This is a genomic window from Psychrobacter sp. 1Y10 (genome assembly GCF_052259005.1).
Lineage (GTDB): Bacteria > Pseudomonadota > Gammaproteobacteria > Pseudomonadales > Moraxellaceae > Psychrobacter > Psychrobacter saeujeotis.
In genome coordinates this window covers 1-17186 of sequence record NZ_JBQQES010000003.1, presented here as the reverse complement: position 1 = coordinate 17186, position 17186 = coordinate 1, and the positions used below count along the sequence as shown (strand labels likewise).

General features: G+C 42.9%; 14 protein-coding genes and 1 pseudogene. 10 read left to right on the top strand and 5 right to left on the bottom strand.

What is annotated here, in order from left to right; translation table 11 throughout:
* The first annotated feature begins 162 nt into the window (after positions 1 to 162).
* From guaD to ACTXGH_RS05870, 4 genes are all read left to right on the top strand, one after another.
* The gene (guaD, locus tag ACTXGH_RS05885; protein WP_439295949.1) at positions 163 to 1602 is read left to right on the top strand and encodes a guanine deaminase; all 1440 of its coding nucleotides are present in this window, start codon (positions 163 to 165) and stop codon (positions 1600 to 1602) included.
* Positions 1603 to 1704: 102 nt separating this feature from the next.
* Positions 1705 to 2022, top strand: coding sequence for a hypothetical protein (locus ACTXGH_RS05880; protein ID WP_439260807.1), 318 nt, complete (start codon positions 1705 to 1707; stop codon positions 2020 to 2022).
* Between the two features lie 233 nt (positions 2023 to 2255).
* Positions 2256 to 6500, top strand: coding sequence for an ATP-dependent RNA helicase HrpA (gene hrpA / locus ACTXGH_RS05875; protein ID WP_439295948.1), 4245 nt, complete (start codon positions 2256 to 2258; stop codon positions 6498 to 6500).
* A 336-nt stretch (positions 6501 to 6836) separates the two neighbouring features.
* Positions 6837 to 7439, top strand: coding sequence for a class I SAM-dependent methyltransferase (locus ACTXGH_RS05870; RefSeq protein WP_439295947.1), 603 nt, complete (start codon positions 6837 to 6839; stop codon positions 7437 to 7439).
* A gap of 107 nt (positions 7440 to 7546) precedes the next feature.
* On the opposite strand, the gene ACTXGH_RS05865 is transcribed toward ACTXGH_RS05870, so the two are convergent.
* The 4 genes from ACTXGH_RS05865 to pnuC all read right to left on the bottom strand — a co-directional run bounded on the left by ACTXGH_RS05865 (position 7547) and on the right by pnuC (position 10355).
* The gene (locus ACTXGH_RS05865) at positions 7547 to 7921 is read right to left on the bottom strand and encodes an MliC family protein (protein WP_439260810.1); all 375 of its coding nucleotides are present in this window, start codon (positions 7919 to 7921) and stop codon (positions 7547 to 7549) included.
* 138 nt (positions 7922 to 8059) lie between these two features.
* Positions 8060 to 8980 carry a DMT family transporter gene (locus ACTXGH_RS05860; RefSeq protein WP_439295946.1) on the bottom strand — a complete coding sequence of 307 codons (921 nt, stop codon included), beginning with the start codon at positions 8978 to 8980 and terminating at the stop codon, positions 8060 to 8062.
* A 99-nt stretch (positions 8981 to 9079) separates the two neighbouring features.
* Positions 9080 to 9694, bottom strand: a complete 615-nt coding sequence (locus ACTXGH_RS05855; protein WP_439295945.1) for an AAA family ATPase — start codon at positions 9692 to 9694, stop codon at positions 9080 to 9082.
* Positions 9645 to 10355 (bottom strand): nicotinamide riboside transporter PnuC, encoded by a 711-nt coding sequence (gene pnuC, locus ACTXGH_RS05850; protein WP_439260813.1) that lies wholly within the window; start codon positions 10353 to 10355, stop codon positions 9645 to 9647. Before pnuC ends, ACTXGH_RS05855 begins: the two co-directional genes overlap by 50 nt.
* Positions 10356 to 10623: 268 nt before the next feature.
* Between pnuC and ACTXGH_RS05845 the strand changes: the two genes are divergently transcribed.
* The 6 genes and pseudogenes from ACTXGH_RS05845 to dnaX form a co-directional block, all read left to right on the top strand.
* On the top strand, positions 10624 to 11769 hold the full coding sequence (locus ACTXGH_RS05845) for a beta-ketoacyl-ACP synthase III (RefSeq protein ID WP_439295944.1): 1146 nt from the start codon (positions 10624 to 10626) through the stop codon (positions 11767 to 11769).
* A gap of 208 nt (positions 11770 to 11977) precedes the next feature.
* Positions 11978 to 13066 carry a peptide chain release factor 1 gene (prfA, locus tag ACTXGH_RS05840; protein ID WP_439260815.1) on the top strand — a complete coding sequence of 363 codons (1089 nt, stop codon included), beginning with the start codon at positions 11978 to 11980 and terminating at the stop codon, positions 13064 to 13066.
* Positions 13067 to 13178: 112 nt separating this feature from the next.
* On the top strand, positions 13179 to 13487 hold the full coding sequence (locus tag ACTXGH_RS05835) for a type II toxin-antitoxin system HigB family toxin (RefSeq protein WP_439295943.1): 309 nt from the start codon (positions 13179 to 13181) through the stop codon (positions 13485 to 13487).
* Positions 13477 to 13827, top strand: a complete 351-nt coding sequence (locus ACTXGH_RS05830) for a helix-turn-helix domain-containing protein (protein WP_439260817.1) — start codon at positions 13477 to 13479, stop codon at positions 13825 to 13827. The genes ACTXGH_RS05835 and ACTXGH_RS05830 overlap by 11 nt, the downstream gene beginning before the upstream one ends.
* Positions 13828 to 13952: 125 nt before the next feature.
* Positions 13953 to 15494 (top strand): lysine--tRNA ligase, encoded by a 1542-nt coding sequence (gene lysS, locus ACTXGH_RS05825; protein WP_439260818.1) that lies wholly within the window; start codon positions 13953 to 13955, stop codon positions 15492 to 15494.
* A 187-nt stretch (positions 15495 to 15681) separates the two neighbouring features.
* Positions 15682 to 17028, top strand: a pseudogene (gene dnaX / locus ACTXGH_RS05820) (DNA polymerase III subunit gamma/tau); the annotation flags it as partial.
* A 5-nt stretch (positions 17029 to 17033) separates the two neighbouring features.
* Here dnaX and ACTXGH_RS05815 read toward each other — a convergent pair.
* Positions 17034 to 17132 (bottom strand): hypothetical protein, encoded by a 99-nt coding sequence (locus ACTXGH_RS05815; RefSeq protein ID WP_439296068.1) that lies wholly within the window; start codon positions 17130 to 17132, stop codon positions 17034 to 17036.
* Positions 17133 to 17186: the final 54 nt, after the last annotated feature.

Below are 17186 nucleotides of genomic sequence, written 5' to 3'. Positions count from 1 at the left end.
CTATATAATTGATTTATTCTAGAAGTGTTACAGTGCTGCTGGTATAGATTTGATGCAGCCTCTGTCTGCTAAGGCATAGCACGCAAGTAAAATCTATACCAGTCGCACGTTGATATTAATTTACTTCTTGATTAGAAGCATTCTGCCCCACGAGACCCTCAAATGACCCTACATATCTACCAAGCGCAGCTCCTACACTATCTTACCGAAGATGATCTGAATCAAAGGGCTGAGCGTGCGCACACTGAAAACTCTCACTCAACATCTTCTAATTATCCAAATACAGCAACAGTTGCAACTGTTGATAAAAATATAACGCTATTACCAGTCATCGCGGGCATGAACGTTTATCCTGAGTATATTGCTAATGGTGCGCTGGTTGTCGACGATGTGACAGGTCACGTTGTGGATTATGGTAGTAACGAAGCTATGCTGGCAAGCTATGCTCAAACGAATGATCAAGCACCGGTAAATATTCATAACTATCAAGATAAACTGATTATGCCAGGTTTTATCGATACCCATGTGCACTATCCGCAGATAGATATGATGGCAGCTTATGGTGAGCAGCTACTCGATTGGCTTAATAACTATACCTTTGTCACTGAAGCCAATTTTGCCGATCCAAAGATTGCATATGATACCGCCAAGTTTTTTTTAGAGCAGTTGCTCGCTAACGGTACAACCAGCGCCATGGTGTTTTCTACGAGCCATCCTGAGTCTGCAGAAGCCTTTTTCACTGAAAGTCATAGGCTTAATACTCGCATGATTACGGGTAATGTGTTGATGGACCAAAACGCGCCGGAGCATCTGTGCGTGCCGGCTGAACAGAGCATTCAAGACACGCAAAACATTATTAATAACTGGCATGGACATGGACGTCAACATGTAGCGATTACCCCAAGGTTTGCGATTACCTCAACGCCAAAGCAGCTACAAATGGCAGGTGAGTTATATGCAAGTTACGACACTGTTTATCTGCAAACACATCTGGCAGAAAACCGTGATGAAGTGGCTTTTGTACGTAAGCTTTATCCCAATCATAAAGGCTATCTCGATGTCTATGCAGATATGGGGCTACTGGGTCGGTACACTACCTTGGCACATGGTATCTACCTTGAGACGTCAGAATACGAAAGCCTACGCGAGACTGGTACACAGATAGCGCATTGTCCAACGTCCAATCTATTTTTGGGTAGCGGATTATTTGATTTACCTAAGACGCTGAGCTATACCGGTGTCAGTATCGCCACCGATGTAGGGGCGGGGACCAGTTTATCGATGCTGACGACTTTAAATGAGGCATATAAAGTTCAGCAATTACAAAACAATCAATTGTCCGCCCATCAAGGGTTGTATCAGATTACTTTGGGTAACGCACAATCATTAGTGTTAGATGATAAAATCGGTAACTTTATGCCTAATAAAGAAGCGGATTTTGTAGTCATAGACATGGCAGCAACGCCATTATTAAAAAGACGTATGGCACAGACTAAAACACTTGATGAGCAATTATTTGTATTGATGATGCTTGGTGATGATAGAGTGATTGAGGAGACAGTTATTGCTGGAGTGAGTCGTTATAAATCTCGGTCATTGTAGATTCAAAGCAACTTAATGTTTATCAAGTAGCAGCTAACACTCATGATGATAAAGTATACGTCGGTTATCTCAGTATCAGAAAATTAAGGAAGGGACTTTAATATGGCTTTAGATATGTACTTTAAGAACGGCATGATTCGCAAAACGCGCTGCCACATTCCTAATGACCTGTTTACCACCCTGTATCAGGTTCATAATAATGGCAATTTTCCACAATTAACATGGTTGATTGACAATCTCTATGATGATCCGCAGATTGGGCCAGACATTGCGAAGGCCTTTGCTGACGAAATAGTCGCGTTTGAGAGGTTAATACTTTCCTTGCACCTACCTTTCCCTCGAGTACCTTTACAAAAGTTGCATACCTTCTTTATGGAGGCTGCTACTAACCAACAGGTTATCTATACTAAGAGTGATTAGCTCTATTGTTTTAGTCGTTTTTATAATTCTAAAACGTAACTATTACTGTGCAGATAAGGACTGCTAACTAAGCTTAAGCTTATAGACAATGAGTTTGAAAACTTCCAATGTAATATTTTATACCATGGTAATAGTCTACATAGTTACCAACCAAACACCACAACTATCTTGAATCACGCCTAAAACATCCCCATAATCTAGACACTTTCTTATAATAAATAGCCTAAGCAGATATGCCGAATCAAATTAAAGAATTGCAAAACATAGAAACACAGACAAACACTAATCTTAAAGCTGATTTTGACAATAAAGTACCGCGGTTAAACACTCATACTGTGAATAGTGCCAGTGCTTTTGATTTACCAGTCCTTGCTAAAGATGAGTATTATCTTAGTCGCCTTGAGCGAGAGCTGGCGCGCACTGCCGTGGCTAAAAACAAAAAAGCTAATAAAGAGTCTGATAATGAAAAGCAGAATAAAGCAGATAAAGAGTTAGCTAAAAAACGTGCGCAGTACGACAAAATTAAAACCCGCTCACAGCAAGCGGTACAAGCACGTATCGATAGTATTCCAGACAATTTGCCTACGACCTTAAACCTAGATCTGCCGGTAAGCCAACGTGCTGAGGATTTAGTACAAGCTATTATCGATAACCAAGTTATCATTGTCGCAGGTGAGACGGGTTCTGGTAAGACCACGCAATTACCAAAGCTGGCTATGCTGGCAGGTCGTGGTATTACTGGGCAGATAGGGCATACCCAGCCGCGCAGGCTCGCAGCACGTAGCGTAGCCAACCGTATCGCTGAAGAATTGGGTGAGCAGCTCGGTAATACGGTCAGTTTTAAAATTCGCTTTAATGAGCAAGGGTCGGCGCAATCAGTGGTGAAGCTGATGACCGATGGTATCTTATTGGCTGAACTCGGTCATGACCGGTTTTTAAGTAAATATGACACCATCATCATTGATGAGGCGCATGAGCGTAGCCTAAACATTGACTTTATCATGGGCTATCTGAAAAAATTACTACCCAAACGCCCCGATTTAAAAGTCATTATTACCTCAGCCACTCTAGATACCAAGCGTTTTAGCGAATACTTTAGCCGTTATGATAATAAGCTAAAGCGTAGTGTCCCTGCGCCCATCTTCAATGTCGAAGGGCGTAGCTATCCTGTCGAGGTACGCTACCGTCCGCTCACTGATGAGCCAGTAGGTAGCTCTGATGATGATAGCTACGATGACTTTGAGGAGAATTTGCCGCGTGCGGTGGTTGCCGCCGTTGAAGAATGTTTCAGCGATGCACAGAATAAGGGCCACGCTGATCAAGCAGATATTTTGATATTTGCGGCGACGGAGGCGGAGATTCGTGAATTACAAGACGTGCTCGTGCGTCATGGACCAAAGCATACCGAAGTATTGCCATTATTTGCACGGCAGACCTATGAAGAGCAGCAACGTATCTTTCAGCCGTCAGGTCGTGGTCGACGTATTGTTATCGCCACTAACGTTGCTGAGACTGCGTTGACTGTACCCGGCATTCGCTACGTGATCGATTTGGGTTTTGCGCGAATATCACGCTATTCTTATCGCTCGCGCGTACAGCGTTTGCCGATTGAAGCAATATCACAAGCTGCCGCTAACCAGCGTAAAGGGCGCTGTGGCCGTGTCGCGCCGGGTGTTTGTATCCGTCTGTATTCTGAGGAGGATTTTAGCGGTCGTCCTGAATTTACCGAGCCTGAGATACTGCGGACCAATCTTGCCTCCGTTATTTTGCAAATGGCCAATCTGCGTTTGGGTAGTGTCGATGATTTTGCTTTTATTGAGCCGCCTGATAGCCGCTTAGTCACAGATGGACATAAATTGCTCGATGAGCTAGGCGCTATTACTACTAAGGCTGATACTGCTTATAAAAACAGCAAAAACAAACGCCAAAAAGGGCTTGATCATCTGCGTCTCACGTCTACTGGGCAGAAGATGGCGCGCATGCCCATTGATCCAAGACTGGCACGTATGTTGGTTGCCGGTAGCGACTTTGATTGTATCCGCGAAATGCTAATCGTTGTCGCAGCCCTTGCTGTCCAAGACCCGCGTGAGCGCCCAGTCAATAAGCGCCAGCAAGCGGATCAAAAACACGCAGAGTTTCGTCAAGATGATTCTGACTTCTTGTTTTATCTTAGCCTGTGGAAAGCCTTGTTTGAAAAGGATGCAGACGGCAATAAGCTGTCTGGTAATCAGCGTAAGCAGTTTACTAAGAAGAACTATTTGAGCTTTCCAAGAGTGCGCGAATGGAGCCAAACCCATCGTCAGTTGGTGCAGATGGTTACAGATCTTAAGCTGACAGATGATAAAGACAGCAAAAAAGAGGCGAATAATAGTGACCCTACCAGTATAGAAGACGAAGAAGTAAAGGCGGTCAAATATGCCAATTTGCATCGTGCATTACTAACGGGCTTATTGTCTACGATTGCTCACAAAACCGAAAATCGCGGAGAGTATCTCGCTGCTCGCCAGCAAAAGGCCAAAATCTTTCCAGCCAGTACGGTGTTTAAACAGGTGCCACCTTGGGTCATAGCCTTTGAGGTAGTCGAGACATCCCAAGTCTTTATGCGTACCGTTGCCAAGATTGAACCAGAATGGATCATCTCAGCGGCAGGTAACTTATTAAAGTATCATTATTTTGAGCCGCATTGGTCCAAGAAAACAGGCCGCGTGAAAGCTTACGCGCAGATTAGCTTGTTTGGGCTTATTATCATCAGTAAGCAGCTAACCAACTACGAGCAAGTCAATCTAAGTGAGTCGCGCGAGATATTTATCCGTGACGGTTTAGTTACAGGTAACTTGGGTCGTCAGGCACCATTCTTACAGCACAATATGGACAAAATCGCCCATGTTGAGCGTATTGAAGATAAGTTACGCCGCCGTGATTTACTTGTCGATGAAGAGACGCTGTATCAGTTTTATGATAGAAAGATTCCTGAGCATGTCGCCAGCCGTAAAGCTTTTGAAGATTGGCGTGCAGAGGTAGAAAAAAACGATAGCAAATATCTATTCTTTACTGATGATGATGTGCTCAATAGCCAAGCACCGACCACAGGTGACTTCCCAGAAGTGTGGAAGCTGGGCGATTTGAAACTGCCGCTACGCTACATTTTTGATCCTGCCAGTGATGATGATGGCGTGACCATTCGCGTGCCACTTGTTGCGCTGCCGCAGCTTGATGCTATTGAGTTATTGTGGGGCGTACCCGGTTGGCGTTATGAGCTGGTATTGCAGTTACTTAAATCTCTGCCCAAAGACATCCGTCGACAAATCGTCCCGATTCCTGATACTGCTGATAGCTTATTTGATGAATTGCAACCCGCTGGTGGACAGGGACTGCTCAAGCAGCTATGCCAAGCGCTAAATCGTCGCGGCATTATGTCGGTGACTGAGGAGAGCTTTAATCCGGCCAGCATTGATCGCTATTTGCAACCACAAATCTGCGTGGTCGATGATAAGAACCGCATTATCGAAAAAGGCCGCGATCTACAGACGCTACAGATTCGTCATGCTCAAGAGACCCGTCAAGCGGTCAATGAGCAACAAGGCGCGCACACTGATTTCCCTGAGCACTTTGCTTTTAGTAAAAACCACCATAGCGCAGGCGTAGTGATGAAGCAATTTGCTGCATTGGTCGCAGATGAGGCGGGCGAAGCGGTATCGATTCATCAATACACCGATGTAAACGCGGCACTACAGGCGCATCGCATTGGCGTTTTAACCTTGATCAAAGGTAAGCTCGGTGCCAAAAGAAAGCAGCTGACCAGTCAAGTCGATAAGATATTTAAATTAGCCTTTGCCCCGCTTGGTGATATGGAAAAGCTAAAAACCATCGTCATCGATGCCACACTTGATGCGACGCTTGAGGAGCATTATGTCTTATTTGATCATAGTGAGGACCTGCCTGAGAGTGCAGATGATGTCGCGATTGGACTGAGCGAGGAGCTGCCATTTACCCCAGAGGAGTATGCAAAGACGCTTGAGACCGTGGTTAGTAACTTTTTATTAACGGGTCAAAGTGTCATCAAAACCCTAAAAAATGTCTATACTCGCTGGCAGCGTATTCGTCAAAGCTTACTTATGCTGGATCGTGAAGTGTTTGGCGAGTCTATCGATGATATCGAAGACCAGTTAGAGGATTTGCGTCTGTCTGACTTTGTTTATCGGATGGATTATAGTCATTGGCAGCAGTATCCGCGCTATTTAGAGGCGCTAGAGATTCGTATCGAACGCCTTGAGCACAACCTTGATGCTGATCTCGATGGCGTTTATGCGCTCGATGTGCATATGGAGCGATTGGCTAATCGTGCCAGCGATACGGCCATCAGTGAGTATCGCTGGATGGTAGAAGAGTATCGTATCCAGCTATTTGCTCAACCCATGAAAACGCGTATGGCAGTATCACCAAAACGGCTGAATAAGGTGTGGGATAAGATGCGTTAAAAAATTGCATATTAGAAAATGATAAATTTTCTCTTACGCCACAATGGAGGCTACTTTTATATAAAATAACTTCCATTATATAAATAGAAAAGGCTGGACTAGCAAGCGCTAATTCAGCTTTTTTATTGATGAACAACCCCTAATAATGCTAATCCTGACTTTGTACAGATCCTATAAGTAACGAGTAACACCATTCTCACGAACTTTGGTTGTTGTCTCATGTAGCTATAAAGATAGGTGATCTCCTCTTTGATATTGTGGTTCCTATTGCGCCTTACCCACGGTACTATAACTGTAATAATTAGCAGGCTAAATAAAATACAAAAGGAAAATGACATGTGGGATGAACGCTATAGCGAACCAGGGTTTGCTTTTGGTAAAGAACCAAATGATTTTTTGAAAGAGCAGTTCCAGCACATACTAGCAGGGGGACGCGTGCTGTGTTTGGCAGAAGGCGAAGGCAGAAACGCGGTCTTTTTAGCTGAGCAAGGCTATCGAGTCACTGCCATGGACTTATCTGATGTGGGCTTGAACAAAGCGTTAAAACTGGCTATGGATAAAGATGTTACCATTACCACTCAAGTGGCTGACCTAGCGGATTATCAATTCGGTGAAAATGAATGGGATGGTATAGTGTCCATTTGGGCGCATATGCCTACTGATGTTCGTCGGTATATTCATACACAGATTGTCCCAGCGCTGAGACCAAATGGGGTCTTTATCCTTGAAGCTTATACCGAGCAGCAACTGTCCATGGAAGCTGTTGGCGGACCACCTGCTGCGCAAAAAAAGCGTTTTAACTCCCTTAAAAATATGCAGAACGAGCTTACAGAATTACAAGAAATCATTGGCGTTGAAAAACAGCGTATGGTTTTAGAAGGCAAGTATCATCAAGGTCTTAGTGCAGTGGTGCAATTCGTGGGTAAGAAAAATAAATAAGTGAGCAGTCTTTTTGCTACTGTTTAAGATAGAGCACAAAAAACCCCACGTAATATATAACGTGGGGTTTTTTACTGACTAATTGCAATGACTATAAAAGCATTCTATTAAATATTACAGTTAACGCTATATTGTTGACCATTGTCTGAGCTGATCGTCATAATGCCAAAGTCAGCTTTGGTTTGCCAGTCATAAGTCGTTTTAGGGTTAACGTCATTAATGTAGCGAGCACCAGAACCTGATACTGCTTGTTTCATCTCGATGTCTGCGTTATTTAAACCAATCTTTGGCAGGGTAACGTTAAGTTTGGCTGCTTGACCGTCAGCTGCATACGCGGCAGTCACCACGCCATCATCTTCACAAGTAAATGACTGTACCACTTGTTGCGTATTGGTAGTAGGGGCTGTCGTAGTGGTTGGTGCGTTAGTTGCACATGCTCCTAGTAGTACAGCAAAAGGCGCAACGGCTAATAATTTTTTCATAATAGTCCTCAAGATTTTTGTTGTTTGAGATGTAAAGCAGTATGTTACAAGTAATAGATTTATCTAACGTTATTGTTTGGCGTTAATATAGTACCTAAAGTGTTTCTGAGTGTTACAGGTTTGGTAATTTAAAAACATTTATCTAACTGTCTCAATATGGGCAGAGGGTTTAGGCGTTTGTTTGGTTAAGACAAATACTGAAACAGCAACTAAAATCACTATGGTTGCGATGATGAATCGCAGAGATAGTTGTTCAGACAAAAACAACACACCTGCGATAGCTGCCAATACTGGCACACAAAACTGTACAACCGCGGCTTGAGTGCTTTTTAACAATGGCATGGCCACATACCATAGGCTATAGCCAACGCCAGAAGTAATGGCTCCTGACACGCTTGCTAATATGACACCTTCTGTACTGATACCTGTCAAATAATTTATTCCTATCAAAAACAACAAAGGAATAGCGACAAGGCTTCTAATAAAGTTAAAACCTGTAGCGCGAAGCGGGGATACGCAAGCTTTGCCGCGTATACTATAAACGCCCCATGCGATACCGCTTATTGCCATAATCATCGCGTCAATCAGTGAGGGTACTGCTGCTGAAGGGAGCATTAAATAGACGAAACCTGCGAATGCTACAAAAAGAGCTACCCATTGTATGGTACTTACTTGCTCTTTTTGATAAATACCCCAACCGATCATAGTAAGTTGAACGGCGGCAAACAAAATAAGCGCGCCAGTACCAGTATCAAGTGCCACGTAAGCGAGTGAAAAGCAAAGCGCATAAATCACCAAGCTGAGACTGCTTAACCAGCTGCCTTTATCTTTTAAGATAGTTTCTCTTAAAACATCTGTATCTTGATGAGGCGTACTTGGCTGCTGTAGACGACGCTGATGCACACTCATGATTATTGCAAGGCAGATAGCACCACCTAACAGGCGAATAATAGTAAAGTTCCAAGGATCAATATAACCCTCAGCGAGCGCCATTCTACAAAGCAGAGAGTTTGCAGCAAAGGCTATCAAAGCAATTATCGTGTATAGCGTGGCTTTCAAGAAAATTCCTAATAAAAGGGCGTTTGAGAGTGGAAATGAAGGACGAACGATTATTGGCTGAATCAATGGAGAAAAAAATAGCCTAAGCAGAAGTAAAAATCACTCTAAATAACTAATCACTTGTCGAACTCGCTCCTCTCTATTACCGCCAATACGTCTAAAACATTTGTTATATTTATTTAATTGGCTCTCAAAATAAGCGCTAATCTCTTCACGCTCATATGGACTATCTCGCAAGTCATCCGCAACCCAAGGAATATCAACGTCTGTTAGCAGTATCAAATCATAATGATGCGCCAGTGCGGCTTGTTTTAGCGCAAGAGGACAGTCGCCATAATACCAATTTGAATAAACCATTAGCTCAAACAAACTGGTATCACAAAATAGATATTTTTGAGTGTCAGTAACAGTATCAATGTCTAGGCGAGATAAAAAATCTTGAGCCGCTTGCTGGGCCAGTTTATTCTCAAGCTTGATTTGACCTTGGGCAATGGGTAATAGATCGTCCCAAGTGCAAGTCATCTGCTCGTTATCCCATTTTTCTTGCAAATAAATACGCATATACTCTGGTACCCAAGGGCTACTAAAATGCGTTGCCAAATCACGACATAAGGTGGTTTTGCCCGTGCTTTCTGCCCCCAAAATAGCAATCTTAATTACCGTTTTAGGCGTATGCTGCGTGAGATTGAATGCGGTAGCGTCGTTGCCATTCATAATAAGCCCAAACTGCGATGAGAGTGAACACTACGTATTGTAATGCGGTAAAGGTAAGGCCCTTGTAAAAATATAATGGCACTGAGATTGCGTCGGCGACTATCCATAGTAACCAATGCTCAATCTTACGGCTTGCCATGAGCCACATCGCCATTAAGAACAGCGCGGTGGTTAGCATATCGGTATAATCGACCCAAGTAAACAAATGCATTCCTAGCACTGCACCATCAAAGCTAAAGTTGTTGTTGATGACGGGGCGGAAATAATAAACCAATGCCACAAAGGCAGCTGTCCCAGTCGCCAATAGTGCCATCATGGGTATGTCGCTTGATTGGATATGCTCGATATCGATATCATCTTGGTTAGAATTTTTACCACTACTTTTGATTGCTTTTGAGTTTTTTGACCAGTTAAACCAGCCATATAAACCCATTACTGTGTAATAAGCGTTAATAAACATGTCACCGAACAATTGCCATTTCCATAGCAAATACACAAAGATAGCAGTACTAACCAGACCAATGGGAAAGACTAGTACATTGAGCTTGCGCGCGAGTAATACACTGGCAACGCCAAAGATCACGCCGATGATTTCTAGTATAATAAAGAGTGTAGAATAGTCAGCATATTGTCCGAATAACCAAATAAAAAGACCTTCCATTATGTTCCCTAGCTATTATCTTGCCAAAATTGAGTGCGTTTAAATGAGGTTAATTATATAGTAGGTAGGCGTCAATAGCGTAGGCCTTTGCCGATTATTGACATGAAATTGATTATTTGTAACAAAGTATTAGAAAAATAATAATATTCAGGCATAATAAAGACATTGATTTTAAGTTTACAGTTATTCACCGAAATTAGACTTGCGCTATTTTCTCCCTTTTTATGCTTATTAATAAGCCAAATAGTAGTAGACAAGGAAGCTTATCATGACGACTTGTATCACCGGTACTGGCCTGTATGTCCCTCCCTTTAGCATTAGCAATGAAGAGCTGGTAGAGTCATTTAACCAGTACGTTGACAATTATAACGAAGCACATGCTGACGAGATAGCCAATGATACTATCCCTGCACTCCAGCATTCATCCGCTGAGTTTATCGAAAAAGTATCAGGCATTAAATCACGCTACGTAATGGAAAAAGACGGTATTTTGAACCCTGAAATCATGGCGCCAGTGATTGCCTATCGTAACTTGGGCGAAGAGTTGTCTGTCATGGCGGAGATGGGAGCAGCAGCGCTCAAAGACGCACTTGCCGATGCAGGGCTTGAAGCCAACGACTTAGACGGTATCATATTGGCTTGCTCAAACTTTCAGCGTACTTATCCTGCCGTTGCCATCGAGATTCAAAAAGAAATCGGCATGGTTGGTGGTTACGCTTATGATATGAACGTTGCCTGTAGTGCGGCAACTTTTGGTCTATCACAAGCACATGGCTCTATCGTATCAGGCCTTGCCAAACGTGTGGCTGTGGTCAATGTCGAGATTACCTCCGCGCATTTAAACTGGCGTAACCGTGACAGTCACTTTATCTTTGGCGATGTCGCAACCGCTTGTATCGTAGAAGAGCTGGATACACCAAAAGGCTATGAGATTTTAAACAGTAAGCTGTTTACTGAGTTTTCAACCAATATTAAAAATGAATACGGTTTTATGGATCGCTCGGAGTTTTTGGCAGCCGAAACACAAATGTATCCTGATATTAAGGAGCCAGTGACGGACAAGCTATTTTTACAAAATGGTCGTAAAGTCTTCCGTGAAGTCTGTCCAAAGGTGTCTGAAGTCATTCTTGAACATTTACAAGAAAATGATTTGGAACCCCAAGAAGTCAAGATGATGTGGTTACACCAAGCCAATGCCAATATGCTGGATCTTATTTTACGTACAGTAATGGGCAAAGAGGCGGATAAAGCTATCGTACCAAGCGTTATCGCTGAGTTTGCTAATACTAGCTCATCTAGCCCTATGGTAGTCTTCCATCGTTATAAAGATAATCTTAAGTCTGGTGATTTGGGCGTAATTTGCTCATTTGGTGCCGGTTACTCTATCGGATCAGTGCTAGTACGTAAGGTTTAAAAGTCGTCTTTTTTGATGGTTAAAGCTTATAATAAATCATATAGCCAAGAGCAGTCTTGGCTATTTTTTATGGTTCAAGTTTTATCTTTTAAGCGAATTTAAAGTTATTTATCACTATAAAGCCTAAGTTTAAGCAGTGATTTTAATTTCAGTGCAAAAATTTGCTATAATCGCATTCTTATTTCCCTTATTTATAAAAAGCCCTTTTATGAAAGAATCCTTGCGCTTGCGCTTAGACCAGATGGTAGACCGCTATGAAGAGGTTACCGCCTTATTGTCCGATCCTAGTGTTATTAGTGATAATAATAAATTCCGTGAGCTGTCGGTTGAGCACAGTGATTTGATGGACATCACCACCTTGTGGCAAAATTATCTGCGTGCAGAAGGCGATCAGGCCGATGCTGAGAGTATGCTAGCGGACGCATCAGACCCAGAAATGAAAGAGATGATGCAGGATGAGATCGACAGCGCCCGTGAAACCATCATCGAGATGGAAGAGGCGCTCAATGTCATGATGCTGCCAAAAGACCCCAATGATAAAGTTCCGGCATTTTTGGAGATTAGAGCGGGTACTGGCGGTGATGAAGCAGCAATATTCTCCGGCGACCTATTCCGTATGTACCAAAAGTACGCGCAGAATCAGGGCTGGACGGTAGAGGTGCTATCGGCTAATGAAGGTGAGCATGGCGGCTATAAAGAGATTATCACTCGTGTCTCTGGCAACAGTGTGTATGGTCGCTTAAAGTTTGAATCTGGGGCGCATCGTGTCCAGCGTGTGCCTGAGACAGAAAGCCAAGGACGCGTCCATACGTCAGCTTGTACAGTCGCTGTCATGCCTGAAGTTGAAATCGATGATAGCGTTGATCTTAACCCTGCTGATATCAAAATGGACACTTACCGCTCAAGCGGTGCAGGTGGTCAGCACGTCAACACCACAGACTCTGCTGTACGTTTAACCCATATCCCTACAGGTGTGGTGGCAGAATGTCAGCAAGAGCGTAGCCAACATAAAAACCGAGCAAAAGCGATGCAGATGCTCATCTCACGTATTCAACAAGCCAAAGTGCAAGAGCAGGTAGATACTGCAGATGAGATGCGCCGCGACTTGGTTGGTAGTGGTGATCGCTCAGAGCGTATTCGTACCTATAATTTCCCGCAGGGGCGTATGACTGATCATCGTATCAATCTGACTTTATATAAGCTTGATTCCATCATGGAAGGCGACTTAGATGAGTTGCTTGACTCGTTACTACGTGAGCATCAAGCGGACTTGATGGCTAGTATTGGCGGTGAGTAAGAAGGCCGCTTGATTAAAATGTAGCTAATGTACACTCTTAACTTCCATAAAAGGCTTATTAAATGATTGTTAGGATTGCTATATTCCCAAAATGGGAATATAATAAAGTCATATGAGAATCATAGCGAAAAGCACGTTACGTAAATTTTGGGAACAACCTAACTGTAATGATGCAAAAGGTCAGCTTGAGGCATGGCATGATTTCACTATAAAAGCAGACTGGAAGTCACCTCAAGATATCAAAGATGCTTTCAAGAATGCGAGCATATGTGCCAATAACAGAGTTGTTTTTAATATCGCTGGAAACAAGTATCGATTAGTCGTAGAGATACAATATCAAGTTGGTATTGTTTGGATAAAATTTATTGGTACTCATAGCGATTATGACAAAATAGATGTCGAGGTGGTCAATGAACATTAAACCAATCCGAAACGATCAGGATTTAAAACAAGCATTTAAGCAATTAGAAGCAGTGTTTCAAGCGCCTGAAGGCAGTATTGAAGCAGATACTCGTGATGTATTAGTGACTTTAATTGAAGCCTACGAAAATCAATACTATCTAATTGAACATGCAGAGCCAGTTGAGGCTATTAAGTTTCAGATGGAAAACCTTAACTTAAGTAGGCAAGACTTAGAGAGGTACTTAGGAGCACCGAGCAAAGTATCGGAGGTTTTAAATCGTAAGCGTCCATTAAGCTTGTCTATGATAAAAAAGCTCCATCAAGAGCTTCATATTCCGTATGAAAGTTTGATTCATTAGGGTCAGCAGACCCCAATACATAATGGCTATAACCAATGCTATGTTTATGCAGTTTTCACAAACTGCTTTTTTTGTTTTTATCTTTAAAAGACTACCCATAAATATCCAACCATTTTGAGAGTGTTATGTCAAAGCCCAATAATCAAAATCAGAACCAAGACCAAGCCCCAACCTTAGAAGAAGCCAACGAGCTTATCGCACAGCTGCAAGCTAAGCTCGATGATATTAGTGCTTCAGGCAAACAGCCGTATCCTAACCAGTTCAAACGTACAGATTATGCCAAAGATCTGCAAGCGGCTTTTGAGGGTGTGTCAAAGCAAGAAATTGAAGATAATGCGTCTAAGGGTGACAAAACACAGGTTCATGTGGCAGGGCGAGTAATGCTCAATCGTGGCTCATTTATTGTCATTCAAGACATGACGGGTCGCATTCAGCTCTACGTCGCTCGCAAAGAGCTAGATGAAGAAACACGCGCTAGCATCAAATCGCTAGATTTGGGTGATATCGTCGGTGTCTCAGGTTATATCGGTCGCTCAGGAAAAGGCGATCTTTATGTCCATATTGAAGAATTCCACTTATTGACCAAGTCACTACGTCCAATGCCAAATAAGTTTCATGGCTTAGCTGATGTAGAAGCGCGCTATCGTAATCGACATCTTGATTTGATGACCAATGAGACGACTCGTGATACGTTTGTGATTCGCAGCCAGGTGATTAGCGGCATTCGTCAGTTTATGTTGAATGAGCGCTTTATGGAAGTTGAGACCCCAATGATGCATCCTATCCCAGGTGGTGCTGTCGCGCGTCCATTTGTGACGCATCATAATGCATTGGACATGCCATTATATTTGCGTATCGCACCTGAGCTTTACCTAAAACGCTTGGTTGTGGGCGGTTTTGAAAAGGTATTTGAGATTAACCGCAGCTTTCGTAACGAAGGCGTATCCACGCGCCACAATCCTGAATTTACCATGATTGAATTTTATCAGGCCTATGCTGATTATCATGATTTGATGGATTTGACGGAGCGTTTGTTTAATAAGCTTGCAATGGATATTTTAGGCACGACCGAAATCACTTATCAAGAAGAAAGTATCAGTCTAAAAGCGCCGTTTGAGCGCATAACTATGACTGAAGCTATCGAAAAATATGCTGAAGACTTTGATATGGCACGTATCAATGATCGCGATTATCTAGCAGATTATGTAGCGAACACGCTTAAACAGCCAGTAAAAGATGTCTTTGGTATCGGTAAATTGATTACCATTATCTTTGAAGAGACGGCTGAGCATCAACTGCGTCAACCAACTTTTATCACAGAATATCCAGCTGAGACGTCACCACTGGCGCGCCGTAATGATGATAATCCCGAAATTACGGATCGTTTTGAGCTATTTATTGGTGGTCGTGAGTTGGCGAATGGTTTTAGCGAATTAAATGATCCAGCTGACCAAGCAGAACGCTTTCATGGCCAAGTGGCTGAAAAAGATGCTGGCGATGTAGAGGCGATGCATTTTGATGAAGAGTACATCGAAGCCTTGTCTTATGGTTTACCGCCGACAGCAGGTGAGGGTATCGGTATTGATCGCTTAGTGATGTTATTTACTGACTCTGCTAGTATTCGTGATGTGATTTTATTTCCGCATATGCGCCGAAAAGCGGATTAATGATTGAGTATTATTTGATCAATATTTTTTGACTAATGCTCTTGGCTAACGGCCACTGGCTAAGCGGATGTTAAGTCATTTTTGAACCGGTAAGAAGCCAGACGAATGCGCTGGCTTTTTGCTATAATAAACACTCAAAAAGCATACTCAAAATAAGAACTTTAACCACTTGGCACAATGGATAGCTATGTCGCAGCAATATCAAGTTCTAGCGCGTAAATACCGCCCAAAAAACTTCCACGAGTTGGTCGGCCAAACGCACGTCTCACAAGCGTTGATTAATGCGATTGATTATAATCGTCTGCATCATGCCTATCTATTTACTGGTACGCGCGGTGTTGGTAAGACGACGATTGCCCGTATTCTATCCAAATGTCTAAACTGTGAGACTGGCATTACCAGTACACCATGCGGCGTCTGTGACAACTGTGTCGCCATTGACCAAGGGCGTTTTATCGATCTGATTGAGATTGATGCGGCTTCGCGTACCAAGGTCGAAGACACACGCGAGCTACTTGATAATGTCCCTTATGCGCCAAGCCAAGGCCGCTATAAAGTATACCTTATCGATGAGGTGCATATGCTATCTACGCATAGCTTTAATGCGCTACTAAAGACACTAGAAGAACCCCCTGAACATGTTAAGTTCTTACTTGCGACCACTGATCCACAAAAGCTACCGATTACGATTATCTCGCGCTGTTTGCAATTTGTGCTACGCCCTTTACCGCAGACGTTACTCAGTGAGCATTTAGCAAACGTGTTGACGCAAGAGCAAGTTACTCATACCCAGCCTGCGCTTTGGCAGCTGGCAAGTGCAGCAAAAGGCTCTGTACGTGATGCGTTGTCATTAACTGATCAAGCCATTGCCTTTGGTCAAGGGTCACTTGATGATGTGACGGTCAATGCGATGCTAGGCTTGATTGACGCCGCTGATTTGGTCAGTCTAATTACAGATATTTATAATCATAACAAGTCAGCTGTTGCTGCTCATATTGAGCAAATGCGCGCGCAAATGGTCGATGCAACCAGTATGTTTGATGGACTCGCTGAGCTGCTGCATCAATTGGCATTAACACAGCTATTACCGGAAGTTGCTTTAAATGTAAATGAAGCGCAAGCACAAAATATTAATGCACTTGCCCAGCATATTAGTCCTGATGTATTGCAGTTATATTATGAAATTGTGGTACAAGCACGCGAAGGTATCAAACTTGCTAGCACGCCAATGCAAGCGCTTGAAATGTGTATCTTACGTCTATTAGCGTTTCGCCCATTACCCGTTGATGAAGTCTTAAAGTCTCATTCGATTGAATCAACTGGCTCAACAGATATATCAGAATCTATAGCTTCTGTAGGTCATGTTGCATCATCGCATGAATCACAAACTTATAACCTTGATAATGTTAATGATGTTCATCAGCAAGCTATTGTTAATGAGGAAGTTAATAATAGCGTTGAGCAAAGTGCTAATCAGATGACGGGCAATGAAGATCACTTCTCAGAAAGTACATCTTCAACAAATACAGCCGATATTAATCAGTTTGTAAACATGGCTGATACTAATACTGCTATAGATAATATTTCTGAGCCTGAGCCAATTTCTGAGCCTGAACCAATTTCTGAGCCTGAACCAATTTCTGAGCCTGAACCAATTTCTGAGCCTGAACCAATTTCTGAGCCTGAACCAAT